The organism is Cellulomonas alba, from assembly GCF_030362835.1.
Lineage (GTDB): Bacteria > Actinomycetota > Actinomycetes > Actinomycetales > Cellulomonadaceae > Cellulomonas > Cellulomonas alba.
This window is the reverse complement of sequence record NZ_JAUCGQ010000001.1, coordinates 74,228-99,824: the sequence shown is the minus strand read 5'-3', so window position 1 is coordinate 99,824 and position 25,597 is coordinate 74,228. Positions and strand designations below refer to the sequence as shown.

Annotated in this window: 24 protein-coding genes; 23 read left to right on the top strand and 1 reads right to left on the bottom strand. The window is 74.7% G+C overall.

The window, feature by feature from the left end:
* Positions 1–142 precede the first annotated feature (142 nt).
* From QRT04_RS00505 to nusB, 7 genes are all read left to right on the top strand, one after another.
* The gene (locus QRT04_RS00505) at positions 143–724 is read left to right on the top strand and encodes a shikimate kinase (RefSeq protein WP_289452925.1); all 582 of its coding nucleotides are present in this window, start codon (positions 143–145) and stop codon (positions 722–724) included.
* A complete protein-coding gene (gene aroB, locus QRT04_RS00500; RefSeq protein WP_289452924.1) occupies positions 721–1,839 on the top strand; it encodes a 3-dehydroquinate synthase in 1,119 nt (372 codons plus the stop codon). The genes QRT04_RS00505 and aroB overlap by 4 nt, the downstream gene beginning before the upstream one ends.
* A 10-nt stretch (positions 1,840–1,849) precedes the next feature.
* Positions 1,850–2,296, top strand: coding sequence for a type II 3-dehydroquinate dehydratase (gene aroQ / locus QRT04_RS00495; protein ID WP_289452923.1), 447 nt, complete (start codon positions 1,850–1,852; stop codon positions 2,294–2,296).
* Positions 2,297–2,406: 110 nt separating this feature from the next.
* Positions 2,407–3,036 carry a hypothetical protein gene (locus QRT04_RS00490; protein WP_289452922.1) on the top strand — a complete coding sequence of 210 codons (630 nt, stop codon included), beginning with the start codon at positions 2,407–2,409 and terminating at the stop codon, positions 3,034–3,036.
* The gene (locus tag QRT04_RS00485; RefSeq protein WP_289452921.1) at positions 3,033–3,479 is read left to right on the top strand and encodes a hypothetical protein; all 447 of its coding nucleotides are present in this window, start codon (positions 3,033–3,035) and stop codon (positions 3,477–3,479) included. Before QRT04_RS00490 ends, QRT04_RS00485 begins: the two co-directional genes overlap by 4 nt.
* A 200-nt stretch (positions 3,480–3,679) precedes the next feature.
* Entirely contained in the window at positions 3,680–4,243 is a 564-nt protein-coding gene (gene efp, locus QRT04_RS00480) for an elongation factor P (protein ID WP_289452920.1), read from the top strand.
* Between the two features lies 1 nt (position 4,244).
* The gene (gene nusB, locus QRT04_RS00475) at positions 4,245–4,661 is read left to right on the top strand and encodes a transcription antitermination factor NusB (RefSeq protein WP_289452919.1); all 417 of its coding nucleotides are present in this window, start codon (positions 4,245–4,247) and stop codon (positions 4,659–4,661) included.
* A gap of 73 nt (positions 4,662–4,734) precedes the next feature.
* Here the strand turns inward: nusB and QRT04_RS00470 are convergent, their stop codons facing one another.
* Positions 4,735–6,996 carry a putative bifunctional diguanylate cyclase/phosphodiesterase gene (locus QRT04_RS00470; RefSeq protein ID WP_289452918.1) on the bottom strand — a complete coding sequence of 754 codons (2,262 nt, stop codon included), beginning with the start codon at positions 6,994–6,996 and terminating at the stop codon, positions 4,735–4,737.
* Between the two features lie 167 nt (positions 6,997–7,163).
* Here QRT04_RS00470 and QRT04_RS00465 point away from each other — a divergent pair, with 167 nt between their 5' ends.
* From QRT04_RS00465 to QRT04_RS00390, 16 genes are all read left to right on the top strand, one after another.
* Complete coding sequence (locus tag QRT04_RS00465; RefSeq protein ID WP_289452917.1) at positions 7,164–8,558, top strand: MFS transporter; 1,395 nt, start codon at positions 7,164–7,166, stop codon at positions 8,556–8,558.
* The gene (locus QRT04_RS00460) at positions 8,555–9,958 is read left to right on the top strand and encodes a pyridoxal phosphate-dependent decarboxylase family protein (protein WP_289452916.1); all 1,404 of its coding nucleotides are present in this window, start codon (positions 8,555–8,557) and stop codon (positions 9,956–9,958) included. The genes QRT04_RS00465 and QRT04_RS00460 overlap by 4 nt, the downstream gene beginning before the upstream one ends.
* Positions 9,959–10,087: 129 nt before the next feature.
* Entirely contained in the window at positions 10,088–10,672 is a 585-nt protein-coding gene (gene pyrR, locus QRT04_RS00455) for a bifunctional pyr operon transcriptional regulator/uracil phosphoribosyltransferase PyrR (RefSeq protein ID WP_289452915.1), read from the top strand.
* Positions 10,669–11,661 carry an aspartate carbamoyltransferase catalytic subunit gene (locus QRT04_RS00450; protein ID WP_289452914.1) on the top strand — a complete coding sequence of 331 codons (993 nt, stop codon included), beginning with the start codon at positions 10,669–10,671 and terminating at the stop codon, positions 11,659–11,661. Before pyrR ends, QRT04_RS00450 begins: the two co-directional genes overlap by 4 nt.
* Entirely contained in the window at positions 11,658–12,974 is a 1,317-nt protein-coding gene (locus QRT04_RS00445) for a dihydroorotase (protein WP_289452913.1), read from the top strand. The genes QRT04_RS00450 and QRT04_RS00445 overlap by 4 nt, the downstream gene beginning before the upstream one ends.
* Positions 12,971–13,510, top strand: a complete 540-nt coding sequence (locus QRT04_RS00440; protein WP_289452912.1) for a PH-like domain-containing protein — start codon at positions 12,971–12,973, stop codon at positions 13,508–13,510. Before QRT04_RS00445 ends, QRT04_RS00440 begins: the two co-directional genes overlap by 4 nt.
* On the top strand, positions 13,507–14,667 hold the full coding sequence (carA, locus tag QRT04_RS00435; RefSeq protein ID WP_289452911.1) for a glutamine-hydrolyzing carbamoyl-phosphate synthase small subunit: 1,161 nt from the start codon (positions 13,507–13,509) through the stop codon (positions 14,665–14,667). Before QRT04_RS00440 ends, carA begins: the two co-directional genes overlap by 4 nt.
* Positions 14,667–17,996 carry a carbamoyl-phosphate synthase large subunit gene (carB, locus tag QRT04_RS00430; RefSeq protein ID WP_289452910.1) on the top strand — a complete coding sequence of 1,110 codons (3,330 nt, stop codon included), beginning with the start codon at positions 14,667–14,669 and terminating at the stop codon, positions 17,994–17,996. Before carA ends, carB begins: the two co-directional genes overlap by 1 nt.
* Positions 17,993–18,865, top strand: a complete 873-nt coding sequence (pyrF, locus tag QRT04_RS00425; RefSeq protein WP_289452909.1) for an orotidine-5'-phosphate decarboxylase — start codon at positions 17,993–17,995, stop codon at positions 18,863–18,865. Before carB ends, pyrF begins: the two co-directional genes overlap by 4 nt.
* Positions 18,866–19,164: 299 nt before the next feature.
* A complete protein-coding gene (gene mihF / locus QRT04_RS00420; protein ID WP_289452908.1) occupies positions 19,165–19,476 on the top strand; it encodes an integration host factor, actinobacterial type in 312 nt (103 codons plus the stop codon).
* Positions 19,477–19,531: 55 nt separating this feature from the next.
* On the top strand, positions 19,532–20,101 hold the full coding sequence (gene gmk, locus QRT04_RS00415) for a guanylate kinase (RefSeq protein WP_289452907.1): 570 nt from the start codon (positions 19,532–19,534) through the stop codon (positions 20,099–20,101).
* 41 nt (positions 20,102–20,142) lie between these two features.
* Positions 20,143–20,406 (top strand): DNA-directed RNA polymerase subunit omega, encoded by a 264-nt coding sequence (gene rpoZ / locus QRT04_RS00410; RefSeq protein WP_289452906.1) that lies wholly within the window; start codon positions 20,143–20,145, stop codon positions 20,404–20,406.
* 10 nt (positions 20,407–20,416) lie between these two features.
* On the top strand, positions 20,417–21,613 hold the full coding sequence (coaBC, locus tag QRT04_RS00405; RefSeq protein WP_289452905.1) for a bifunctional phosphopantothenoylcysteine decarboxylase/phosphopantothenate--cysteine ligase CoaBC: 1,197 nt from the start codon (positions 20,417–20,419) through the stop codon (positions 21,611–21,613).
* A gap of 30 nt (positions 21,614–21,643) precedes the next feature.
* Complete coding sequence (gene metK / locus QRT04_RS00400) at positions 21,644–22,843, top strand: methionine adenosyltransferase (protein WP_289452904.1); 1,200 nt, start codon at positions 21,644–21,646, stop codon at positions 22,841–22,843.
* A 62-nt stretch (positions 22,844–22,905) separates the two neighbouring features.
* Complete coding sequence (locus tag QRT04_RS00395; protein ID WP_289452903.1) at positions 22,906–24,966, top strand: primosomal protein N'; 2,061 nt, start codon at positions 22,906–22,908, stop codon at positions 24,964–24,966.
* Positions 24,963–25,595 (top strand): HAD family hydrolase, encoded by a 633-nt coding sequence (locus QRT04_RS00390; RefSeq protein ID WP_326522443.1) that lies wholly within the window; start codon positions 24,963–24,965, stop codon positions 25,593–25,595. The genes QRT04_RS00395 and QRT04_RS00390 overlap by 4 nt, the downstream gene beginning before the upstream one ends.
* Positions 25,596–25,597: the final 2 nt, after the last annotated feature.

Genomic DNA, 25,597 nt, shown 5'->3' with positions numbered 1-25,597 from the left:
CCTGGGGCAAGGGAGGGGGTGCCGTTTCACCCGTTCGGTCCTGCGTGCCCGGAACGTCGCGCGCTGACGGCGCCTGACGCCGGCGCCGCCCGCGGGACGGACACGCGGCCGCACGGCCGCCCGCGGTGGCTAGCCTCGACGCGTGACGTCCCCGACCGACCCGCGGCCCGGCCCGCGCATCGTCCTCGTCGGCCCGCCGGGTGCGGGCAAGTCGACCGTCGCCGCGGCCCTGGCCGAACGGTGGCAGCTCGCCGTGCGCGACACCGACGCCGACGTCGAGGCGGTCGCCGGCAAGCCGATCGCCGAGATCTTCTTCGACGACGGCGAGCCCGCCTTCCGCGAGCTCGAGCACGTGGCGGTGACCGACGCGCTGCGCGAGCACGACGGCGTGCTCGCGCTCGGTGGTGGCGCGGTGCTCGACGAGCGGACGCAGGGCGCGCTCGCCGCGTACCGGGCGGCCGGCGGCGTCGTCGTGTTCCTCGACGTGAGCCTGGCGCACGCGGCGCCGCGCGTCGGGTTCAACCAGTCCCGTCCGCTGCTGCTCGGCAACCCACGGGCCCGGTGGCAGGCGCTCATGGAGGAGCGGCGGCCGGTCTACGAGGCCGTCTCGACCGTCACCGTGCTGACCGACGACCGCAAGCCGCCCGAGGTCGCGCAGCTCATCGAGGACGAGCTCTCCGCCGCCCGCCGTGCCGCGCCCCGAGACCTGGAGGACCAGCGATGAACCGGATCGTCACCGTCGACGGCGAGCGGCCCTACGACGTCGTCATCGGCCGTCACCTGCTCGGCGAGCTCCCCGGCATGCTGGGTGAGGGCGTGCGGCGCGTGCTCGTCGTCCACCCGGCGGCGCTCGCGACGACCGCCGAGGCGATCCGCGCCGACCTGCGCGAGCACGGCTACGAGGCGTTCACCGCCGAGGTGCCCGACGCCGAGGAGGCGAAGACGGCGCAGGTCGCCGCCTTCCTGTGGCAGGTGCTCGGCCAGGCCGGGTTCACGCGCTCGGACGCGGTGGTCGGCGTCGGCGGGGGAGCGACGACCGACCTCGCGGGGTTCGTCGCCGCGACGTGGCTGCGCGGCGTCCGCGTGGTGCAGGTGTCCACGACCGTCGCAGGCATGGTCGACGCGGCGGTCGGCGGCAAGACGGGCATCAACACCGCCGAGGGCAAGAACCTCGTCGGCGCGTTCCACCCGCCGGCGGGTGTCATCTGCGACCTCGCGGCGCTCGAGACGATGGCGCGCCACGACTTCGTCGCCGGGCTCGCGGAGGTCGTCAAGTGCGGGTTCATCGACGACCCGCGCATCCTCGAGCTCGTCGAGGCGAACGTGGACCTGCTGACCGACCCGGTCGCGGCGTCGCGGTCCGACGTGCTGCTCGAGCTCGTCGAGCGGGCGGTCGCGGTCAAGGCGAAGGTCGTGAGCGTGGACCTCAAGGAGTCGGGCCTGCGCGAGATCCTCAACTACGGCCACACGTTCGGCCACGCGATCGAGCAGGTCGAGCGGTTCCAGTGGCGGCACGGCGCGGCCGTCTCGGTCGGGATGGTCTACGTCGCGGAGCTCGCGCGCCTCGCCGGGCGACTCTCGGACGACGTCGTCGAGCGGCACCGCTCGATCCTCTCGTCGCTCGGGCTGCCCACGACCTATCGCGGCGACCGCTGGGAGCGGCTGCTCACCGCGATGCGCCGGGACAAGAAGACGCGCGGCGACCTGCTGCGCTTCGTGGTGCTCGAGGACGTGGGCCGCACCGCACGGCTCGAGGGCCCGGACCCGACGCTGCTCGCCGCCGCGTACGCCGAGGTCAGCGAGGGCGCGCCCCGGCCGTCCCGCGCGGTCGACCTCTAGGCTGCCGCCCATGACGCGGGTGCTCGTCCTCAACGGTCCCAACCTCGGTCGCCTCGGCGTGCGCGAGCCCGAGGTGTACGGCTCGGCCACGCACGCGGAGCTGACGGCGAGCGCGCAGGCGTGGGCGTCCGAGCTCGGCCTCGACGTCGAGGTCCGGCAGAGCGACGACGAGTCGGAGCTGGTCGGCTGGCTGCACGAGGCGGTCGACGCGCGCGCTCACGTGGTGCTGAACCCGGCCGCGTTCACGCACTACTCGTACGCGCTGCGCGACGCGGCGGCTCAGGTGACGAAGGGCGGGCTGCTGCTCGTCGAGGTGCACCTGTCGAACCCGTACGCGCGCGAGGAGTTCCGCCATCGGTCGGTGATCGGCGGTGTCGCGACCGGCACGGTCGCCGGCTTCGGACCGGACTCGTACCGGCTGGCCCTGTCGGCGATCGCCTCACGCCTGGGGGGCTGAACAAGACCGCGGCCTGGTGGGCGGCGCTACAAGTCCGACTCCGCCCGCCCGTGCGGCAGCGACAAGCCTTGTGACTTGTTTCATTGGCTACAAGGGGCCAGACTTGTCGCATGTTCGTCGTCACCATGGACCAGCAGGGCAGCCGCACCCGCGGCGACCACGTCGACGCGCTGCTCGCCGAGCTCGGCCCCAGCCCTGACGCGCTGCGGGCGTTCACCCGCACGGTCGGCGACGAGGTCCAGGGGGTCTACGCGCAGCCGCGCGCGGCGCTCCAGGTCGTGCTCCGGGTGCTGCGGCTCGGCGGCTGGAGCGTCGGCGTGGGCGCCGGGGCGGTCGACGAGCCGCTGCCCGCCGACGCGCGTGCCGCGAGCGGTGCCGCGTTCGTGCACGCCCGCGAGGCCGTGGAGGCCGCGAAGAGCAGGCAGCGCTCCGTCCCGCTCGTGGTCCGCGGCGACGACGAGCAGGCGGCCGCCGACGCCGAGGCGGTCGTCGTCCTGATAGCCGCAACAGCGGCACGGCGGTCCAGCGCGGGCTGGGCCGCGATCGACGCGCTCACGGCCGCGGGCGCCTCCGCCCGCCAGGACGAGGTTGCCCGTACGCTCGGCATCTCCCAGCAGGCAGTCAGCCAGCGCCTGCGCACCGCGATGTGGGCCGAGGAGGTCGCGGCGCGCGGTGCGGCGGAACGTCTGCTGGCCGCCGCCGAGGGAGCGGCCCGACCCGCGAGGAGCCCGTCGTCGTGAACCCCGCACTCACCGCCCTGGTCGCCGTGCTCGCGCTCGCCCTGTCGAGCGCCGGCGGCTCGTTCGTCGTCACGGCCGTGCTGCGCGCCGCGTCCCGCTCGACGGACGCCGGGCACGAGCACGCGGAGGCGGCGGCCGCGGCCGACCCCTCCGAGGTCGCGGGGACGCGCTCCGAGTCCGACGGCCCCGAGGGCGCGCGCGCCCGCGCGGCCCTGCGCGGCGGGATGTGGATCGGCCTGCTCGAACGGATCGCCGTCACGGGCTGCGTCCTGATCGGCGCGCCGTCGGGTGTCGCCGTCGTCGTCGCCGTCAAGGGACTGGGTCGGTACCCGGAGCTGCGCGAGAACCCGGGCGTGTCCGAGCGGTTCGTCATCGGGTCGCTCGCGTCGCTGCTGTGGGCAGCGTTCGTCGGCTGGGTCGCCATCAGCGTCCTCGGGTCCTGACGGCACGGGCGGGACGTCGCCGGAAGACCCACGGGCCCGCCTCAGGGGCACCGTCCGCGCGCGGCGGTGGGGGAGTGCCGCACGGTACGATGGTCGGCGGCCTGCGGCAGGACCGCGCCCGACCCCACCGCTCGAGCGACGGGTCGCACGGGCGCCCGGCACCCGCAGCCCCACCCGAACCCCCGGACAGGAAGACGATCGTGGCGACCACCAACGACCTCAAGAACGGCATCGTGCTGCGCATCGACGGCCAGCTCTGGACCGTCATCGAGTTCCAGCACGTCAAGCCCGGCAAGGGTGGCGCGTTCGTCCGCACCAAGCTCAAGAACGTCCTGTCCGGCAAGGTCGTCGACCGGACGTTCAACGCGGGCCTCAAGGTCGAGACGGCGAACGTCGACAAGCGCGACTACCAGTACCTGTACAAGGACGGCGACGACTTCGTGTTCATGGACACGGACACGTACGAGCAGATGCACGTCTCGTCCGCCACGGTCGGCGACGCCGCGCACTTCCTGCTCGAGAACCAGAACGCCATGGTCGCGACGAACGACGGCGTGCCGCTCTACGTCGAGCTCCCGCCGTCGGTCGTGCTCGAGGTGACCTACACCGAGCCGGGCCTCCAGGGCGACCGCTCGAGCGCCGGCACGAAGCCCGCGACGCTCGAGACGGGCTACGAGATCCAGGTGCCGCTGTTCCTCGAGTCGAACACCAAGGTGAAGGTCGACACGCGTGACGGCAGCTACCTCGGCCGCGTGAACGACTGACGTGGCAGCTCGCACCAAGGCCCGCAAGCGCGCGCTGGACGTCCTCTTCGAGGCCGACCAGCGCGGCCTCGACCCGGTGACGCTGCTCGCGCAGCGCATCGCGGAGCCCGGCACCGAGGCGGCGCTGCCGCAGTACTCGGTCGACATCGTCGAGGGCGTCCTCGCGCACCGCGAGCGCATCGACGAGGTGCTCGCGACGTACGCGCACGGCTGGACGATCGACCGGATGCCGGCGGTCGACCGTGCGCTGCTGCGGATCGGCACCTGGGAGATCCTCTTCAACGACGACGTGCCCGACGTGGTCGCGGTCGACGAGGCCGTCGACCTCGCCCGGTCGCTGTCGACGGACGAGTCGCCGACGTTCGTGAACGGGCTGCTGGGTCGCGTCGTCGACCTCAAGCCGACGCTGCTCGCCTGACGGCAGGCTGACGAGGGCGGGACGACGGCAGCATCCGTCGTCCCGCCCTCGTCGTTCGTCGGGAGAGGTGGCGTCAGACGCGACGCGGCAGCACGACCCGGCGGTCGTCCCGCGGGGAGGACGGCGTCGGCACGCTGCGCAGCGCGCGCACCGACTCGACGACCGGGCGTGGCCCCCGGACGGGCAGACCCGCCTGCGCGCGGCCCAGGAAGTTGCCCTGCGCGCGCCGCACGCCGAGCTCGACGAGCGTCGTCAGGTCGGACGCGTGCTCGACGCCTTCGGCCACGACGTCGAGCCCGTGGGTCTGCGCGAGCGCGACGATCGCGCGGATCACGCCGCGTCCGCGCTCGGTCGCGATGTCGCGCACGAAGGAGCGGTCGATCTTGAGCACGTCGACCGGGAGCCGCGACAGCCGGGCGAGCGAGCTGTAGCCCGTGCCGAAGTCGTCGACCGCGATCCGCACGCCCCGCGCGCGCAGCTCGGACAGCACCGGGATGGCGTGCGTCGTCCGCACGAGCGCGCTCTCGGTGATCTCGAGCGTCAGGTGCTCCCAGAACACGTCGCCCCACGCGGTCTCGATCTGGGCGAGCGCGTCCGGCTCCGCGAGCTGGCGGGCGGCGACGTTGACGGCCACCGGCATCTGGAACCGCTCGAGCGCGCGCCGGCCCTGGCGCAGCACCTCGAGTCCGATGGGCACGATCAGGCCGGTCTCCTCGGCGAGCTCGAGCCACTCCGACGGCATCAGCAGGTTGCCGTGGTGGTCCCAGCGGGCGAGAGCCTCGACCTCGACGATCTCGAGCGTCCGGGCGTCGACCACGGGCTGGAAGTGCGCGACGAACGCGCCGTTCTCGACGGCCGACTCGAGCTCGGCGCGACGGTGCCGGTCGGCCTCGACGCGGCGGCGCAACGCGCGGTCGAACACGCGGAAGCCGGCGCGCGACCGCTTCGCCTCGAGCATCGCCGTGTCGGCGTGCCGCACGAGCGCGTCGACGTCGACGATGTCGCCCGGCACCCACGTCGCGACGCCGACCGTGAGCCGGGCGGGGTGGCTGTCGAACGTGCGGTCGACGAACCCCTCGCGCAGCGAGCGGGCCAGCCCGACGAGCTCGGCGTCCTGCGGCGCGCGGGCCACGACGAGCACGAACTCGTCTCCGCCGAGGCGGCCCACGAACACGTCGTCGTCGTGCGCGGCGAACGAGCGGAGGTAGTCGGCGACGCGGACGAGCAGCGAGTCGCCGGCCGCGTGGCCGTGCAGGTCGTTGACCCGCTTGAACGCGTCGAGGTCGCAGTAGACGAGCGACACGCGCGTGCGCTCGACGTTCGCCCGGTCGAGGAGGTCGGTGAGGTGCTGCTCGACGGCGCGACGGTTGGGCAGGCGGGTCAGCGTGTCGGCGTACGCGGTGTCGTGCAGGCGCTGCGTGAGCGCGTACCGCTCGGCCGCGGCCGAGACGACCTGCGCCAGGTCCACGACGAACGTGCGCTGCAGCGGGTCGGCCGGCGGGCCGTCGCCCGAGAACATCTCGCAGACGAACCGCCCGCGGGCGATCGGGCGCAGCGACGCCTCGATCGTGTCGTCCCCGAGGACCTGCCGGGCCTCGTCGCGCGCCGCCACGAGCAGCGACTCCGCGTCCTTGACGAACCACGCGGTGTTCGAGATGTGTGCGAGCGCGTCGCGCATGCGGTGCTGGAGCGTCGAGCGGTCCTGCGCGCGCCGCAGGGTACGCAGCGCGATGATCTCGAGCGCCAGCGCGAGGGGGATCGCCCACAGCCCGCCGAGGATCGGGCCGACCGCGCTGTTCTGGACGAACAGAGCCGCGGCGAACACGCCGAGCGACTCCGTGAGAGCGACGACCACGAGCACGCCGAACCGGGACAGCCGCATGCGACCCATCGCCGCGATCACGTAGCCGACGACGACGGCCGCCGCGGCCAGCAGCAGACAGCCGGAGAACGTGGCGGGCTCGTCGCGCTCGCCGGGCATGAGCGGCGTCCACCAGAGGGCGGCGCGGACCACGAGCACCGTGCCCACGGCGGCGATCCACGGTGCGACGCGAGGCCCGCCGCCGAACGCACGCGTCGCGGGGATCGAGATGACGAGGAACGCGCCGACCAGCAGCGAGTGCGCGAACACGAGCGCCTCGCGCAGCGCGCCCGGCTCGGTGTACGCGAAGAGCGCGGCCGCGAGCAGCAGGAGGGTCATGTCGATCGACCAGGCGATCGCCCACGCGGCGCCCGCGGGGCGCAGCTCACCGCGCCACCACACCCACTGCAGCACGCAGAAGCCGCCCACGAAACCGGCTGCCACGAGCTGGGCGAGCGTCACCCAGGTCGGCACGTTTCCCAGCACGTCAGGGTCATCGGCGCACCCCCACCCGACCGTGATGCGGCATTCGGGTGATGCGTGCTGTGGCTGGGATGACTCGCCGCGTCACGGGGACCGCCGGGCGCCCGCTGGCGCGTCGGTTTGGGCGCAGGGGCCGGTGAGGACGATCATCGGCGGCCATGACGACGACGTCACCCGCGGCACCGCCCCGCGCGCTGTCCCGCCGGACCGTGACGGGCTACGCGCTCGGCTCGGTCGCCACGGGCGGCTTCGGCACCCTGCCCGGCCTCGTGCTGGCGTACTACCTGACCGACACGCTGGGCGTCGCGGCGGGTGCCGCGGGGCTCGTCGTCACGATGCCGAAGATCTGGGACGTGCTCGTGAACCCGTTCGTCGGCGCGCGGTCCGACGCGTCGGCGGCGCGACGCGGGAGCCGGCGGCCGTTCCTGCTGGCCGGCGCCGCGACGCTGCCGCTGCTGTTCGCGCTCGTGTTCGCGACGCCGCGCGCCCTGTCGGGTGGCGGGGCGGCCGCTTGGGTCGTCGGGACGTTCCTGCTCGCCGCGACCGCGTACGCGGTGTTCCAGGTGCCGTACATCGCGCTGCCGGCCGAGATCGCCCCGCGGTACGAGCTGCGCACCCGGCTGCTCGCGCCGCGGATCGCGGTCCTGGCGGTGGCCATCCTGGCGTTCGGCGCCGGCGGACCGCTCGTGCGGGACGCGGTGGGCGGCGGCCGGGCCGGGTATGCCGTGATGGGCGTAGTGGCCGGCGTGGCGATCGGTCTCGGCATGCTCGGCGCGTGGTGGGGCGCGCCACGGCGCGCGGCCGTCGAGGACCGCGCGCCGGAGACGGCGGCGGAGGGGGAGAGCTCGGCGGCCGACGCGTGGCGGCAGGGGTTCGCGGTGCTGCGCGAGAGCCGCCCGTTCCGCGTGCTGCTCGCCGCGTTCGTGCTCCAGGCGCTCGCCACGGGCGGGATGCTCGCCGGTGCGCAGTACGTCGCGACGTACACGCTCGGCGACGAGAGCGCGGTGACGTTCCTGTTCGTCGCGCTCGTCGCCCCCGCGCTCGTCGTCATGCCGGTCGCCACGCGGCTCGCGCGCCGCGTGGGCAAGCGCACCGCGCTGCTCGGGGCGTCGACCCTGTTCGCGGTCGCCGCGCTGTCGCTGCTGCCCGCGCGCTGGGCGCCGGGCGGGTGGGTGTACGTCTCGGTGGCGCTGGCCGGCGTCGCGTACGCGGGCATGCAGCTCTACCCGCTCGCGATGCTGCCGGACGTCGTCGCCGTCGACGCGCGCGAGCGCGGGGCCGACCGCGCCGGCGTCCTGGGCGGCGTGTGGACCGCGGGCGAGACCGCGGGGCTCGCGCTCGGGCCGGCGCTCGTGCTCGGGCTGCTCGCTCTGACGGGCTTCGTGTCGCACACGGGCACCGACGCGGTCCCACAGCCGGCAGCGGCCCTCACCGGCATCGTGGTGGCGTTCTCCGTGCTGCCCGCCGTGCTCGTCGCCGCCAGCCTGGTGCCGATCCTGCGCTACCCGCTGACGGCGGCCGTCGTCGACGACCACGAGGAGGTCCGGCCGTGACCGACCACCAGCCGCAACCCGTCGACGCCGTGCTCGCGCGGCTCGCCCAGCTCCGCGCCGCCGACCCTCCGACGCACGGTGGCCGCGTCCTGTCGTACGTGTACGACCCCGGCCGGCCCGACCTCGACCAGCTCGCCGCGGAGGCGGTGCGGCTGTTCCTGCCGGTCAACGGCCTCGACCCGACCACGTTCGGCTCGGCCGCGGTGCTCGAGCGCGACGTCGTGGCGTTCGCGCGCGACGTGCTGCACGGCGACGGCGAGGTGGTCGGCTCGGTGACCTCGGGGGGTACGGAGTCGTGCCTGCTCGCGGTCAAGTCGGCCCGCGACACATGGCGAGCCGCCGGGCCGGGCCGCGAGCGCGCGCACCCGCGCCTCGTGCTCGCGACGACGGCGCACCCCGCGTTCCGCAAGGCCGCGCACTACCTGGACCTCGACGTCGTCGAGGTCGCGGTCGACCCGGTGACCGGTCGCGCGGACGCCGCTGCGATGGCAGCCGAGCTGACCGACGACACCGCGCTCGTCGTCGTGAGCGCACCGAGCTACCCGTTCGGCGCGCTCGACCCGGTCGCCGAGGTCGCCGCCGCCGCCGCGGACGCCGGCGTGCCGTGCCACGTCGACGCATGCATCGGCGGCTGGGTGCTGCCCTGGTGGGGCGACCTCCCCCCGTGGGACCTCGCGGTGCCCGGCGTCACGTCGATCTCGGCGGACCTCCACAAGTACGGGTACGCGCCGAAGGGTGCGTCGGTCGTGCTGTACCGCGGCCGCGCGGCGCACCGGGCGCAGTACTTCGCGACGACCGCGTGGCCGGGGTACCCGGTGGTGAACCCCACGGCGCTCGGGTCGCGCGGGGTCGGTGCCATGGCCGCGGCGTGGGCGCTGCTCCGCGCGCTCGGCGAGCCGGGGCTCGCCGGGTTGGCCGGCGACGCGCGGCGCGCCACCGATGCCGTGCGCGCCGCCGCGGGGGAGATCGCCGGGCTGCACGTGGTGGGCTCGCCGGTCGGCCCGCTGCTCGCGCTGGCGGCGGACGACGGTCCCGACTCGGTCGACCCGTTCCGGCTCGTCGACGCGCTGCGGGCGCGGGGGTGGGTGGCGCAGGCCCAGCCCGGGCTCGTCCAGCCCGACGGCTCGCGCCTGCCGCGGACCGCGCACCTCACGCTCACCGCGGTGTCGGCCGGGATCGCCGACGACCTCGCCGCCGCGCTGTCCGCCGCGGCCGACGACGTCCGCGGTCTGCCCGCGCCGCTGCCGGACCCGGCCCTCGCGGAGCGCGTGCTGACGGCCGGGCTGCCCGACGAGCTCGCGGGCGTGATGGCGACGCTCGAGGCGCTGCCGGCGGACGTCGTCCGGCCGCTGCTCGTCGAGGTGCTCGCCTCCGTGGTGGACCCCGGCCCGGTGGGGTGACGAAGACCACCCGGGGCGTGTGCCCACGGATCGGGCGTCGCCGCGGCCGTGGGGGGCCCGCCGGGTAGGATCGTGGCTCGTCAGCATCCTTTAAGGCCCGTCCTGTGAGGCGGGGAAGGAGGCGCGTGCATGGGCACGTCCACGTCCACCACCGGTGGACCCGCCGAGGACGGCAACCTCGTCCTCGGTCCCCCCGAGATCGCCCGGGCCCTGACCCGCATCGCGCACGAGATCCTCGAGCGCAACAAGGGCGGCGCGGATCTCGTGCTGCTCGGCATCCCGACGCGCGGCCTGCCGCTGGCCCGCCGCCTCGCCGAGCGCCTCGTCGCGGTCGAGCCCGGGCTGTCCGCAGCCGGGCTCGTGGGCTCGCTCGACGTGACGATGCACCGCGACGACCTCGCGCAGCACCCGACCCGCCCGATCGGGACGACACGCGTGCCCGGCGACGGCATCGACGGACGGGTCGTCGTGCTGGTCGACGACGTGCTGTTCTCGGGCCGCACCATCCGCGCGGCGCTCGACGCGATCAGCGACCTCGGCCGTCCTCGCGCGGTGCAGCTCGCGGCGCTCGTCGACCGTGGCCACCGCGAGCTGCCGATCCGCGCGGACTACGTGGGCAAGAACCTGCCGACCTCGACGACCGAGCGGGTGCGCGTGCTGCTCGACGAGACCGACGGACGCGATGCCGTCCTGATCGAGGGAGGCACCCGATGAGGCACCTGCTCTCCGCCGGGGACCTCACGCCGGCCGAGGCGGTCACGATCCTCGACACCGCCGCGCAGATGGCGGCGACGCAGGAGCGGGAGATCAAGAAGCTCCCCACGCTGCGCGGCCGCACGGTGGTCAACCTCTTCTTCGAGGACTCGACGCGCACCCGGATCTCGTTCGAGACCGCGGCGAAGCGCCTGTCCGCCGACGTCATCAACTTCTCGGCGAAGGGCTCGAGCGTCTCGAAGGGCGAGTCGCTCAAGGACACCGCGCTCACGCTGCAGGCCATGGGCGCCGACGCCGTCGTCATCCGGCACCAGGCGAGCGGTGCGCCGCACACGCTCGCGACCTCGGGCTGGACGCACGGCGCGGTCGTCAACGCGGGCGACGGGACGCACCAGCACCCGACGCAGGCGCTGCTCGACGCGTACACGCTGCGCCGGCACCTCGTCGGCGACGGCGGGCGCTCCGACGTGACCGGCCGGGACCTCGAGGGGCTCAAGGTCGCCATCGTCGGCGACGTGCTGCACAGCCGCGTCGCGCGCTCGAACGTCCAGCTGCTGCACACGCTCGGCGCGGAGGTCACCCTCGTCGGCCCGCCGACGCTCGTCCCGGTGGGCGTCGGGGCCTGGACGGCGCGCGTCAGCTACCACCTCGACGAGGTGATCGCCGACGAGAAGCCGGACGCCGTGATGATGCTCCGCGTCCAGCGCGAGCGGATGTCGAGCGCGGGCGGCGGCTTCTTCCCGAGCCCGCTCGAGTACACCCGCGGCTACGGCCTGGACGCGCGGCGTCTGGCGGCACTGCCGGACCACGCCATCGTGCTGCACCCGGGCCCGATGAACCGCGGCCTGGAGATCTCCGCGGACGCGGCGGACTCGCCGCGCGCCGTGATCGTCGAGCAGGTGGCCAACGGCGTCGCCGTGCGCATGGCGGTGCTGTACCTGCTGCTCGCCGGCGGCGCGCCGGCCACGAACGAGAGGGCCGACGCGTGACCGACTACCTCCTGACGGACGTCTCGCCGCTGGGCGAGGCCGCGACCGACGTGCTGCTCGCGGACGGCCGGATCGCCGCGCTCGGTGCCGACGCGCGCGCCCGGGCGAACGACGACGCCGTGACGATCGACGGCGCGGGCCTCGTCCTGCTGCCGGGCCTGGTGGACCTGCACACGCACCTGCGCGAGCCGGGCCGCGAGGACGCCGAGACCATCCGTACCGGCACGCGCGCCGCGGCGCTCGGCGGCTTCACCGCGGTGCACGCCATGGCGAACACGAGCCCGACGCAGGACACGGCGGGCGTCGTCGAGCAGGTCTGGCGGCTCGGCCGCGAGGCCGGCTGGGTCGACGTGCACCCGGTCGGCGCCGTCACCGTCGGGCTCGAGGGCGAGCGGCTCGCCGAGCTCGGGGCGATGGCCGACTCGCAGGCACAGGTCCGCGTCTTCTCCGACGACGGCAGGTGCGTGCACGACCCGGTCGTCATGCGCCGCGCGCTCGAGTACGTGAAGGCGTTCGACGGCGTCGTCGCGCAGCACGCGCAGGAGCCGCGGCTCACCGAGGGCGCCCAGATGCACGAGGGCGTCGTCTCCGCCGAGCTGGGTCTGGCGGGCTGGCCGGCCGTGGCGGAGGAGGCGATCATCGCGCGCGACGTGCTGCTCGCCGAGCACGTCGGCTCGCGCCTGCACGTCTGCCACCTCTCCACAGCCGGGTCCGTCGAGATCGTCCGCTGGGCCAAGTCGCGCGGCATCGACGTCACCGCCGAGGCGACGCCGCACCACCTCGTCCTCACCGACGAGGAGGCCCGCGGCTACGACCCGGTGTTCAAGGTGAACCCTCCGCTGCGCACGCAGGCCGACGTCGACGCGGTCCGCGCGGGCCTCGAGGACGGCACGATCGACATCGTCGCCACCGACCACGCGCCGCACACGCGCGAGGACAAGGACTGCGAGTGGGCCGCGGCCGCGTTCGGCATGACGGGCCTCGAGACCGCGCTCTCGGTCGTGCAGGAGACCATGGTGGACACCGGTCGGATGACGTGGGCAGACGTCGCCCGGGTGCTCTCGACGAACCCCGCGCGCATCGGCCGGGTCGCCGACCACGGTCGCCCCGTCGCGGTGGGGGAGCCGGCCAACCTCGTGCTGGTCGACCCGGCCGCGCGCCGCACGGTCGTCCCCGAGGAGCAGGCCACGAAGTCGACGAACTCGCCGTTCCGCGGCCGCGAGCTGCACGGTCGCGTCGTCGCGACGTTCCTGCGCGGGCGCGCCACGGTGCTCGACGGCGCTCCGGTCGACGAGTCGCAGGTGGTCGCGTGACGCCTCGCATGTGGCTCTCGGTCGTCGTGCTGGCGGCTGTGGTCCTGCTCGCCTGCTGGGGCATGTGGCGCGGCTGGGCCGCCCGACGACGACGCAGCGCCGACGCCGTGCCGACCGCGCTGCCCGCCGCCCCGGCCGATCTCGGCCTAGCGCGCACCGACGCGCTCGAGGCGCAGTACGTGACGACCACCCGGTCGGGCGACTGGCTCGACCGCGTCGCGGCCGACGGCCTCGGCGTGCGCGGGCGCGCGACGGTGCAGGTCTTCGACGCGGGCGTGCGCATCGACCGCGTCGGCGAGCCGGGCGTCTTCGTCCCGGCGAGCGCGCTGCGCGCCGCGTCGACCGCACCCGGCATGGCCGGCAAGTTCGTCGGCCGTGAGGGCCTCGTGGTCCTCACCTGGGCCGCTGACCCGAACGACGAGCGCGGGCTGGACACCGGCCTGCGCACGCGGCACGCCGCCGACCGCGACCTTCTGGTCGCCGCGGCGTCCGCCCTGATCGAGCCCGGCACCGCCGGGCGGGAGGAGAACGCATGAGCGAGGCAGTGCTCGTCCTCGAGGACGGCCGCACGTTCACCGGCCGGGCCTATGGCAAGGTCGGCGAGGCGCTCGGCGAGATCGTCTTCAACACCGGCATGACCGGCTACCAGGAGACGCTCACCGACCCGAGCTACCACCGCCAGATCGTCGTGATGACCGCGCCGCACATCGGCAACACGGGCGTCAACGACGAGGACCCCGAGTCGGGCCGCATCTGGGTCGCCGGCTACGTGGTGCGCGACCCCGCGCGCGTGCCGTCCAACTGGCGCTCGCGCCGGTCGCTGGACGACGAGCTCGCCGCGCAGGAGGTCGTCGGCATCAGCGGCATCGACACGCGCGCGCTGACGCGCCACCTGCGCGAGCGCGGCGTGATGCGCGCCGGGATCTTCTCGGGCGACGCGCTGGCAGACGCCCACGAGCTGCTCGGGCGCGTGCAGGCCGCCCCGGCGATGGTCGGCGCCGACCTGGCGGGCGAGGTCTCGACCGACGAGGCGTACGTCGTCGAGCCGCTCGGCCCCGACGGCGCGCCGCTCGACGAGCCGGTCGCGACCGTCGCGGCCGTCGACCTCGGCATCAAGGCGATGACCCCGCACCGGATGGCCGAGCGAGGCATCCGCGTCCACGTCCTGCCCGCGACCGCCACGATCGACGACGTGCTCGCGACGAGCCCCGACGGGGTCTTCTTCTCGAACGGACCCGGCGACCCGGCCGCCGCCACGCACGAGATCGACCTGCTGCGCGACGTCCTCGACCGCAGGATCCCGTTCTTCGGGATCTGCTACGGCAACCAGCTGCTCGGCCGCGCGCTCGGGTTCGGCACGTACAAGCTCGGCTACGGCCACCGCGGCGTCAACCAGCCGGTGATCGACCGCCGCACCGGCAAGGTCGAGATCACGGCGCACAACCACGGCTTCGCGGTCGACGCGCCGCTCGACGGGGACACCGTCGCGCCGCACGACGGCGGCCGCTACGGGCGCGTGGTGGTCAGCCACGTCGACCTCAACGACGACGTCGTCGAGGGCCTCGAGGCGCTCGACCTGCCCGCGTTCTCGGTGCAGTACCACCCCGAGGCCGCGGCCGGCCCGCACGACGCCGCCTATCTGTTCGACCGCTTCCTCGACCTCATGAACGAGAACCAGAAGGGCGCCGCCTGATGCCTCGCCGCACCGACATCTCCAGCGTCCTCGTCATCGGCTCCGGCCCGATCGTCATCGGCCAGGCCTGCGAGTTCGACTACTCCGGCACCCAGGCGTGCCGCGTGCTCAAGGAGGAGGGCCTGCGGGTCGTCCTCGTGAACTCGAACCCGGCGACGATCATGACCGACCCGGAGTTCGCCGACGCGACCTACGTCGAGCCGATCACCACCGAGGTGCTCACCAGCATCATCGCCAAGGAGCGCCCCGACGCGATCCTTCCGACGCTGGGCGGCCAGACGGCCCTCAACGCGGCGATCGCGCTCGACGAGGCCGGCGTGCTCGAGAAGTACGACGTCGAGCTCATCGGCGCGAACATCCCGGCGATCCAGAAGGGCGAGGACCGCGAGCAGTTCAAGCAGGTCGTCGAGGTCTGCGGCGGCGAGAGCGCGCGCTCCGTCATCGTGCACGAGATCGACGAGGCCCTCGCGGCCGTCGACGAGCTCGGCTACCCGATGGTCGTGCGCCCGTCGTTCACGATGGGCGGCCTCGGCTCGGGCATCGCCTACGACGAGGAGGACCTGCGCCGCATCGTCGGCCAGGGCCTGCACTACTCGCCGGTCACCGAGGTGCTCCTCGAGGAGTCGATCCTCGGCTGGAAGGAGTACGAGCTCGAGCTGATGCGCGACAAGCACGACAACGTCGTGGTCGTGTGCTCGATCGAGAACGTCGACCCGGTCGGCGTCCACACGGGCGACTCGGTGACCGTGGCGCCCGCCCTGACGCTCACCGACCGCGAGTACCAGCGGCTGCGCGACATCGGCATCGCGGTCATCCGCGAGGTCGGCGTCGACACCGGCGGCTGCAACATCCAGTTCGCGGTCCACCCGGACACGGGCCGGATCATCGTCATCGAGATGAACCCGCGCGTGTCCCGGTCGTCGGCGCTCGCGTCCAAGGCGACCGGCTTCCCGATCGCGAAGATCGCCGCGAAGCTCGCGGTCGGCTACACGCTCGACGAGATCCCCAACGACATCACGGGCTCGACCCCGGCGAGCTTCGAGCCGACGCTCGACTACGTCGTCGTCAAGGTGCCGCGGTTCGCGTTCGAGAAGTTCCCGGCCGCCGACGACACGCTGACGACGACCATGAAGTCCGTCGGCGAGGCCATGGCGCTCGGCCGCAACTTCACCGAGGCGCTCGGCAAGGCGATGCGCTCGATCGACAAGAAGGGCTCGGTGTTCCACTGGGCCGGCGAGCCGGCGTCGGGCGACGCGCTCGACGCGCTGGTCGAGTCGATCGCGCGGCCCACCGAGGGCCGGCTGATCGACGTGCAGCAGGTGCTCCGCGCCGGCGTGCCGCTCGAGACGGTGTTCGAGCGGACCAAGATCGACCCCTGGTTCCTCGACCAGGTCCAGCTGATCAACGAGGTCGCCGCCGAGACCGCCGCGGCGACGGCGCTGACGCGCGAGGTCATCGCGCACGCCAAGCGGCACGGCCTCTCGGACGCGCAGATCGCCCAGGTCCGCGGCACCACCGAGGACGTCGTCCGTGCGGCCCGCCACGCGGTCGGTCTCCGGCCGGTCTACAAGACGGTCGACACCTGCGCCGCCGAGTTCGCGGCCCAGACGCCGTACCACTACTCGTCGTACGACGAGGAGACCGAGGTCGCGCCGCGCGAGCGGCCCGCGATCCTCATCCTCGGCTCCGGTCCGAACCGCATCGGCCAGGGCATCGAGTTCGACTACTCGTGCGTGCACGCCGCACTGACGCTCAAGGGCGAGTACGAGACCGTCATGGTCAACTGCAACCCCGAGACGGTGTCGACGGACTACGACACGAGCGACCGGCTGTACTTCGAGCCGCTGACCTTCGAGGACGTGCTCGAGGTCTACCACGCGGAGCTCGCCGCCGGTCCGGTGGCGGGCGTCATCGTGACGCTCGGCGGCCAGACCCCGCTCTCGCTCGCGCAGCGCCTGCAGGACGCGGGCCTGCCGATCCTGGGCACCTCGCCCGCGGCGATCGACGCCGCCGAGGACCGCGGCGAGTTCGGCAAGGTGCTCGAGGCCGCGGGGCTGCCCGCCCCGGCGTTCGGCACCGCGACGACGCTCGCCGGTGCGCGCGAGACGGCCCGCCGCATCGGCTTCCCGGTGCTGGTGCGCCCGTCGTACGTGCTCGGCGGCCGCGGCATGGAGATCGTCTACGACGAGACCCAGCTCGCCGAGTACGTCGAGCGCGCGCTCGCGAACGCGGCCGACGGCGGGCGCGCGGGCACGCTGCCCCCGCTGCTCATCGACCGCTTCCTCGACGACGCGATCGAGATCGACGTCGACGCGCTCTTCGACGGCACCGAGCTGTTCCTCGGCGGCGTGATGGAGCACATCGAGGAGGCGGGCATCCACTCGGGCGACTCGGCGTGCGCGCTGCCGCCGGTGACGCTGTCGACGGCCGAGCTCGAGCGGATCCGGCTCTCGACCGAGGCGATCGCGCGCGGCGTCGGGGTGCGCGGGCTGCTGAACATCCAGTTCGCGCTCGTCAGCGACGTGCTCTACGTGCTCGAGGCGAACCCGCGCGCGTCGCGCACCGTCCCGTTCGTGTCCAAGGCGACGGGCGTGTCCCTCGCGAAGGCGGCGGCGCACGTGATGACCGGCAGCTCGATCGCCGACCTGCGCGCCTCGGGCCTGCTGCCCGCGAACGACGCGAGCGTCGTCGACCTCGACCAGCCGGTCGCCGTCAAGGAGGCGGTGCTCCCGTTCAAGCGGTTCCGCACGGCGCAGGGCACGGTCGTCGACACCGTGCTCGGCCCGGAGATGCGCTCGACGGGCGAGGTCATGGGCTTCGACGTCGACTTCCCGACGGCGTTCGCCAAGTCGCAGGAGGCGGCGTTCGGCGGGCTCCCGACGAGCGGCAAGGCGTTCATCTCGGTCGCCGACCGCGACAAGCGCTCGATCGTGTTCCCCGTCAAGCGGCTCGCGGAGCTCGGGTTCGAGATCCTCGCGACCGAGGGCACCTCCGCGGTCCTGCACCGCAGCGGCATCCGCTCGACCGTCGTGCGCAAGCACTCGGCGGGCCGCGGCGAGAACGGCGAGCCGACGATCGTCGACCTCATCACCGCCGGCGACGTCGACCTCATCGTCAACACGCCGTCGGGCCAGGGCGCGCGCGCCGACGGCTACGAGATCCGCGCGGCCACGGTCGCGGCCGACAAGGCGATGGTGACGACGGTCCAGCAGCTCGGCGCGGCCGTCCAGGCCATCGAGGCGCAGCAGGCAGGGCCGTTCACGGTGACGAGCCTGCAGGAGCACGACGCGGCGACGGCGGCCCGGCGCGAGGCCGCGGTGGTCGCGTGACGAGCGGGGCGGCAACGCCCGGGGGAGCGACGCCCTTCGGGGCGCGCCTTGCCGCCGCGATGGACGAGCACGGACCGCTCTGCGTGGGCATCGACCCGCACGTCGGGCTGCTCGACGCCTGGGGCCTGACGGACGACGCCGCCGGTCTGCGCACGTTCGCGCTCACGGTGCTCGACGCCGTCGCGGGCCGCGTCGCGGCCGTCAAGCCGCAGTCCGCGCTGTTCGAGCGCCACGGCTCGGCGGGCGTCGCCGTGCTCGAGGAGGTCGTCGCCGCGGGCCGCGAGACGGGCACGCTCGTGATCGTGGACGCCAAGCGCGGCGACATCGGCTCGACGATGGACGGCTACGCCGACGCGTACCTGCGCGACGGCTCCCCGCTGGCGGGCGACGCGCTCACGGTGTCGCCGTACCTCGGCTTCGGCTCGCTCGACCCGGCGGTCGACGCGGCGCTCGCGTCGGGCCGCGGCCTGTTCGTGCTGTGCCTGACCTCCAACAAGGAGGGTCACGAGGTGCAGCACGCCCGCACCGAGGACGGCGTCTCCGTCGCGGCTGTGATGGCCGGCCGTGCCGCCGCGCTGAACGCCGGGGCCGACCCGCTGGGCTCGATCGGCCTGGTCGTGGGCGCCACGATCGGCGACTCCGCCGCGCGCACCGGCGTCGACCTCGCCGCCGTGAACGGCCCGCTGCTGGCACCGGGTGTGGGTGCGCAGGGCGCGGGTCCGCGCGAGCTCGCCGCCGTGTTCGGCGCCGCGCGCCGCCAGGTGCTCGCGTCGTCGTCGCGGGGCGTGCTGCGCGCGGGGCCGGACTTGGCCGCGCTCAGGACCGCCGCGCGGACCGCTGCGCACGAGGCAGCCGCGGCCCTGCGCTGACCCTCCGCACGGCTCGACGCCGGGTGCCGGGCCCCGAGCTCGCGCACCCGGCGTCGGCCGTCCGTGCGGGTCTCGTGCGCCCCGTCAGGGCGCGCACGCTCGCGGCCCGGCGCCGCCCGCGCTCGGGCCGTCCTCCGGCGTGTCCCCGGCGCGCCGGCGTCGCGGTCCGCGCCGCCGCCGTTCTCGCAGGTCCGGGCCGCGCGTACGCGTTGCCGACCCCGACGGCCCTCGCTAGGTTCGGTTCAACGATCCGCCACCCGACCGGGATCGCCGGCCCCACTGACGAGAAGGTGACACGCGTGGCACTTCCCCCGCTGACTCCCGAACAACGAGCCGCCGCGCTCCAGAAGGCCGCCGCCGCTCGGCAGGCCCGTGCCGAGGTGAAGAACCGCCTCAAGTACTCGCAGGGCTCGCTCTCCGAGGTGATCGCCCAGGGGCAGAGCGACGAGACGATCGGCAAGCTCAAGGTCGTGTCGCTGCTCGAGTCGCTGCCCGGCGTCGGCAAGGTCAAGGCGCGTGCGATCATGTCCGAGATCGGCATCTCGGAGACGCGCCGCGTGCGCGGGCTCGGCCCGCACCAGGTGGACGCCCTGGTCTCGCGCTTCGGGTGACGGTCGTCCGCCGTCGCCAGGACGGCGGCCCGACGCGAGGAGACCTGCACCACCCATGACGACGACGCCCGCCCGGCTGACCGTTCTCGCCGGACCGACCGCCGTCGGCAAGGGGACCGTCTCCGCCGACGTCCGTGCCCGCTACCCGCAGGTCTGGCTGTCGGTGTCTGTGACGACGCGACCGCCGCGCCCGGGCGAGGTCGAGGGCGTGCACTACCACTTCGTCCCGCCCGACGAGTTCGACCGGATGGTCGCGGCCGGCGAGCTCCTCGAGTGGGCGGTCGTGCACGGCCGCAACCGGTACGGCACGCCGCGCGGTCCGGTCGAGGCTCAGCTCGCGTCGGGTCGGCCCGCCCTGCTGGAGATCGACCTGCAGGGCGCTCGCCAGGTCAGGGACTCGATGCCCGACGCGCGGTTCGTGTTCCTCGCTCCGCCGTCGTTCGACGAGCTCGTGCGTCGGCTCGTGGGCCGCGGCACCGAGGACGCGGAGGAGCGCGAGCGCCGTCTCGCCACCGCGCGGGTCGAGCTCGCGGCCGAGCCCGAGTTCGACCACGTGATCGTGAACGACGACGTCCACCGGGCCACCGACGAGCTGGTCCAGGTGATGGGCGTGGTCACCGGGTAGGATGGCGGCAGTCATCCCCCCTCGACGTACGGAGAACTGACGTGGCTGGAACCGTCGCCGCCCCCACGGGCATCACCGACCCGCCGATCGACGACCTGCTCGAGCGCGCGGACTCCAAGTACGCCCTGGTGCTCTACTCGGCCAAGCGCGCGCGCCAGATCAACGCCTACTACTCGCAGCTCAACGAGGGCCTGCTCGAGTACGTCGGGCCGCTCGTCGAGAGCCGCCCGCAGGAGAAGCCGCTCTCGATCGCGATGCGCGAGATCGACGGTGGCCTGCTCACCGTCGAGGCCACGGAGGGCTGACCCTCCGCCCATGCGGATCGTCCTCGGCGTCGCCGGCGGCATCGCCGCCTACAAGGCCGTGCTGCTGCTGCGCCTTCTGCGCGAGGCGGGCCACGAGGTCCGCGTCGTGCCGACGCGCGCGGCGCTCGAGTTCGTCGGCCGCCCGACGTGGGAGGCGCTGTCGGGCCAGCCCGTGACGACGGACGTGTTCGACGACGTCGACCGCGTCGCACACGTCGAGATCGGTCAGCGCGCCGACCTCGTGGTCGTGGCGCCTGCGACGGCGGACCTGCTGGCGCGCGCGGCGACCGGCCAGGCGGACGACCTCCTGACGGCGACGCTGCTGGTCACGCGCGCTCCCGTGCTGCTCGCGCCGGCCATGCACACCGAGATGTGGCAGCACCCGGCGACCGCGGCGAACGTCGCGACGCTCCGCGCGCGCGGCGTCCACGTGCTCGACCCGGAGTCCGGCCGGCTCACGGGCGCCGACACCGGTCCCGGGCGGCTGCCCGAACCGGAGACGATCGCCGCCGCGGCGCTCGCGCTCGTCGACGGCTCGCAGCGCGACCTCGACGGCTGGCACGTCGTGGTGTCGGCCGGCGGGACGCGCGAGCCCCTCGATCCGGTGCGCTTCCTCGGCAACCGCTCGTCCGGCCGCCAGGGGGTCGCGCTCGCCCAGGCGGCCGCGCGTCGCGGTGCGCGGGTCACGCTGGTCGGCGCCAACCTGGCGGTCGCCGCACCCGCCGGCGTCGACCTCGTCCCGGTCGAGACGACCGCCCAGCTGCGCGACGCGGTCCGCGCGGCCGCCAAGGACGCCGACGTGGTCGTCATGGCCGCAGCGGTGGCCGACTTCGCGCCGGCGCACGCCGCGGCGGACAAGATCAAGAAGCGCGCCGACGGCGTCACGCCTGCGATCGAGCTGGTCGAGACCGTCGACATCCTGGCCGAGCTCGCGCACGAGCCGCTGCTGCCGGGCCAGCTCGTCGTCGGGTTCGCGGCCGAGACCGGCGACGCGACGGGGTCGGTGCTCGAGCACGGCCGCGCGAAGGCGCTGCGCAAGGGCGCCGACCTGCTCGTCGTCAACGCGGTGGGTCACGGCGTCGGGTTCGGCACGGACACGAACGACGTCACGCTGCTCGACCGTGCCGGCGAGGTCGTCGGGCGCGCCGACGGCACCAAGCTCGACGTGGCGCACGCCATCTGGGACGCGGTCGTCGCACGGCGCTGAGCGTCGCCGGCCGCGGATACCCTGGACGCCATGCCCGACGCGCTGCGCCTGTTCACCTCGGAGTCCGTCACCGAGGGGCACCCCGACAAGATCTGCGACCAGATCTCGGACGCCATCCTCGACGCGATCCTCGAGCAGGACCCCGAGGCCCGCGTCGCGGTCGAGACGATGGTGACGACGGGCCTGGTCCACGTCGCCGGCGAGGTGACCACCGAGGCGTACGTCGAGATCCCTCAGGTCGTCCGCGACGTGGTGCGCGGCATCGGCTACACGTCGTCGCACATCGGGTTCGACGGCGACTCGTGCGGCGTCTCCGTGTCGATCGGTCAGCAGTCGCCCGACATCGCCGCCGGCGTCGACAAGGCCATCGAGGTGCGCGAGGACGCGTCCGACCTCGACCCGCTCGACCAGCAGGGCGCGGGCGACCAGGGCCTGATGTTCGGCTACGCGTCCGACGACACGCCGTCGCTGCTGCCGCTGCCGATCTGGCTCGCCCACCGGCTGTCCGAGCGCCTCGCGCAGGTGCGCAAGGAGGGCGTCGTGCCCGGCCTGCGGCCGGACGGCAAGACGCAGGTGACCATCGGGTACGAGGGCGAGCGCGCGGTCCGCCTCGACACGCTCGTGCTCTCGACGCAGCACGACCCTGACCTGAACCTCGAGCACGAGCTGCGGCCCGCGATCGCGGAGCACGTCGTCGCCCCGGTGCTCGCGCAGGTCCAGCTCGACACGTCCGACTTCCGGCTCCTCGTGAACCCGACCGGCACGTTCGTGATCGGGGGCCCGCAGGGTGACGCGGGCCTGACGGGCCGCAAGATCATCGTCGACACGTACGGCGGCATCGCGCGCCACGGCGGCGGCGCGTTCTCCGGCAAGGACCCGTCGAAGGTCGACCGGTCGGGCGCGTACGCGATGCGATGGGTCGCCAAGAACGTCGTCGCAGCCGGCCTCGCGCGCCGCTGCGAGGTCCAGGTCGCGTACGCGATCGGCAAGGCGAACCCGGTCGGCCTGTACGTCGAGACGTTCGGCACGGGCACCGTCCCGGTCGAGCGACTCACCGCCGCGATCCGCGAGGTGTTCGACCTGCGGCCCGCGGCGCTCATCCGCGACCTCGCCCTGCTGCGCCCGATCTACCGGCGCACCTCGAACTACGGGCACTTCGGACGCGAGCTCCCGCAGTTCACGTGGGAGCGGACCGACCGGGTGGCCGACCTGCAGGCCGCCGTCGGCTGAGCCGCACGACCGACCTGGGGACGGCGTCCCGGGACGTCGGCGGGCCGTGGTGGGATGGGCGCGTGGACGGACCGGCGGCGGAGCAGCTCGCGCTCGAGGGCCTGCCCGTCGCCCCCGCCCGGCGCCGGCCGCGACGCGCGGGTCCCGTGCCGATCGCGGAGAGCGCGCCGGTCGCGCGGGTGTGCGTCGACCTGCCCCCGCCGCACCTCGATCGTCCGTTCGAGTACCTCGTCCCCGCGAGCATGGACGCCGCCGCGCGGCCGGGTACCCGCGTCAAGGTGAGGTTCGGCGCGCAGGACGTCGACGCCTATGTGCTGGAGCGGGTCGACGAGGCCGAGCACGAGGGCGCGCTCGCGCCGGTGCGCCGGGTCGTGTCGGGCGAGCCGGTCGTGACGCCGGCGGTGCTGCGCCTCGCTCGAGCGGTGGCCGACAGGTGGGCCGGGACGCTCGCCGACGTGCTCCGGCTCGCCGTGCCGCCGCGGCACGCGCGCGTCGAGGCCGAGGACGTGGCTGAGCTGCCGCCGGCGCACGGCGCGGGCCGCCCGCTGAGCGGCGAGGCGTGGGCCCCGTACCGGGGCGGCGCGGCGTTCCTGCAGCACCTCGCCGGCGGGGGCACGCCGCGGGCGGTGTGGACCGCGCTGCCCGGGCCGGCGGGGGAGCGGTGGCCCGACGCGATCGCGCAGGCGGTCGCCGCGTGCGCCGTCTCCGGGCGCGGCTCGCTCGTCGTCGTGCCTGATGCGCGCGACCTGGACCGGGTGCTCGCCGCGCTCGAGGCCGCGGGCGTCGAGGGCGCCGTACGGCTCGCGGCGGACGACGGGCCCGCGCCGCGGTACCGGTCGTTCCTCGCGGTGCTGCGCGGCCGGTCGCGCGTGGTCGTCGGCACGCGCGCGTCGGCGTTCGCGCCCGTGGCCGACCTCGGGCTGGTGGTGTGCTGGGACGACGGCGACGGCCTCCACGCCGAGCCGCGCGCGCCGTACCCGCACGCTCGCGAGGTGCTGGCGCTGCGGGCCGAGCTCGAGGGCGCGGCGTTCCTCGTGGGCGGCGCGTCGCGCAGCGTGGAGGCGCAGGCGCTCGTCGCGACCGGCTGGGCGCGGGAGGTCGTGGCGGACCGCGCCACCGTGCGTGCCCGCACGCCGCGGGTCCGCGCGCTGACGTCGGTGGAGCTCGCGCGCGAGGGGCCGGCGGCCGCGGCACGGCTCCCGGGGCCCGCGTGGCGCGCGATCCGCGAGGCGCTGGCGCGCGGTCCGGTGTTGGTCCAGGTCCCGCGCGCCGGCTACGTGCCGGTCGTCGCGTGCGCGCGGTGCCGGGCGGCGGCCCGGTGCGGCGTGTGCCACGGCCCGCTGGGCGTTCCCGCTCACGGCGCGATCCCGACCTGCGCATGGTGCGCGCGGCTGGCGACGGACTGGCGCTGCTCCGAGTGCGGCCACGACCAGCTGCGCTCGGTCCGCGTCGGCTCGGAGCGCACGGCCGAGGAGCTCGGCCGCGCGTTCCCCGGCGTCACCGTCCGCGCGTCCGGCTCGCGTGCCGCGTCCGGCGTGCTCGCGACGGTGCCGGACGGGCCGGCGCTCGTCGTCGCGACCCCCGGCGCCGAACCCGTCGCGCCCGCGGGGTACGCGGCGGCGGTGCTGCTCGACGCCGGTGTCGCGACGTCCGGCGCGTCCTTGCGCACCGGTGAGGACGCGCTGCGGCGCTGGCTCGCGGCCGCATCGCTCGTGCGTGCCGCGGACGACGGCGGCCAGGTGCTGGTCGTCGGCGACGGGGAGGAGCGCGTGACGCAGGCGCTCGTCCGGTGGGATCCCGCCGGCTTCGCCGCCCGCGAGCTCGACGAGCGCGCGCAGCTCGCGCTGCCGCCCGCCGTGCGGGTCGCGACCGTCACCGGGCCGCGCGAGGCGGTCGCCGCGGTGGTCGCGCGCGTCGACGGCGCCGAGGTGCTCGGGCCGGTCCCGGTCGACGGCCCCGCGCCGCGGGGGTCGCTCGTGCCCGACGTCCGCACGGTGCTGCGCGTGCCGCGCGCGCACGGGACGGCGCTCGCCGCGGAGCTGCGGGCGTCGCTGGCGGTGCGCAGCGCGCGGCGCGAAGGTGGGACCGTGCGCGTCCAGCTCGACCCGGCCGACCTGACGTGACCGACGTCGCGGCCGTGGTCTTCGACCTCGGTCAGGTGCTCGTGCGGTGGGACCCGTACCTGCCGTACGAGGGCCGGCTCGCGCGCGACCAGGTGGAGCAGTACTTCGCCGACGTCGACTTCCCGACGTTCAACCACCGGCAGGACGCGGGCCGCCCGTGGGCCGAGGCGCGCGCCGAGGTGCTGGCCCGGTTCCCGCACCACGTCGACGCGTTCGACCTCTACGTCGAGCACTTCGCCGACTCGCTGCCGGGGCCCGTGCCGGGCTCGGAGCGGCTGGTCCGGGACCTCGTCGACGCCGGGGTGCGGGTGCTCGGGCTCACGAACTGGTCGGCCGAGACGTTCCACCACGCCGAGCCCGCCGCACCCGCGATCGGGCTGCTCGAGGACGTGCTGGTCTCGGGCCGCGAAGGGCTCGCCAAGCCGGATCCGCGCATCTTCGAGCTCCTCGTCGAGCGGTTCGACCTCGACCCGGGCGCAACCGTGTACACCGACGACAACGCGGCGAACGTCGCAGCCGCGGCGGCCGCCGGACTCGTCGCGCTCGAGTTCCGCTCGGCGGCCCGACTCCGCGCGGACCTCGTCGCGCGCGGCGTCCCCGTGCCGGAGGCCGGCGTCGCCGCCACCTAGGA

What these genes read in the sequence shown, in the direction of transcription:
- aroB (WP_289452924.1), top strand. Translation starts at nt 721, where the DNA reads ATGAACCGGATCGTCACCGTCGACGGCGAGCGGCCCTACGACGTCGTC.
- aroQ (WP_289452923.1), top strand. Translation starts at nt 1,850, where the DNA reads ATGACGCGGGTGCTCGTCCTCAACGGTCCCAACCTCGGTCGCCTCGGC.
- QRT04_RS00490 (WP_289452922.1), top strand. Translation starts at nt 2,407, where the DNA reads ATGTTCGTCGTCACCATGGACCAGCAGGGCAGCCGCACCCGCGGCGAC.
- QRT04_RS00465 (WP_289452917.1), top strand. Translation starts at nt 7,164, where the DNA reads ATGACGACGACGTCACCCGCGGCACCGCCCCGCGCGCTGTCCCGCCGG.
- pyrR (WP_289452915.1), top strand. Translation starts at nt 10,088, where the DNA reads ATGGGCACGTCCACGTCCACCACCGGTGGACCCGCCGAGGACGGCAAC.
- QRT04_RS00450 (WP_289452914.1), top strand. Translation starts at nt 10,669, where the DNA reads ATGAGGCACCTGCTCTCCGCCGGGGACCTCACGCCGGCCGAGGCGGTC.
- carA (WP_289452911.1), top strand. Translation starts at nt 13,507, where the DNA reads ATGAGCGAGGCAGTGCTCGTCCTCGAGGACGGCCGCACGTTCACCGGC.
- carB (WP_289452910.1), top strand. Translation starts at nt 14,667, where the DNA reads ATGCCTCGCCGCACCGACATCTCCAGCGTCCTCGTCATCGGCTCCGGC.
- gmk (WP_289452907.1), top strand. Translation starts at nt 19,532, where the DNA reads ATGACGACGACGCCCGCCCGGCTGACCGTTCTCGCCGGACCGACCGCC.
- coaBC (WP_289452905.1), top strand. Translation starts at nt 20,417, where the DNA reads ATGCGGATCGTCCTCGGCGTCGCCGGCGGCATCGCCGCCTACAAGGCC.
- metK (WP_289452904.1), top strand. Translation starts at nt 21,644, where the DNA reads ATGCCCGACGCGCTGCGCCTGTTCACCTCGGAGTCCGTCACCGAGGGG.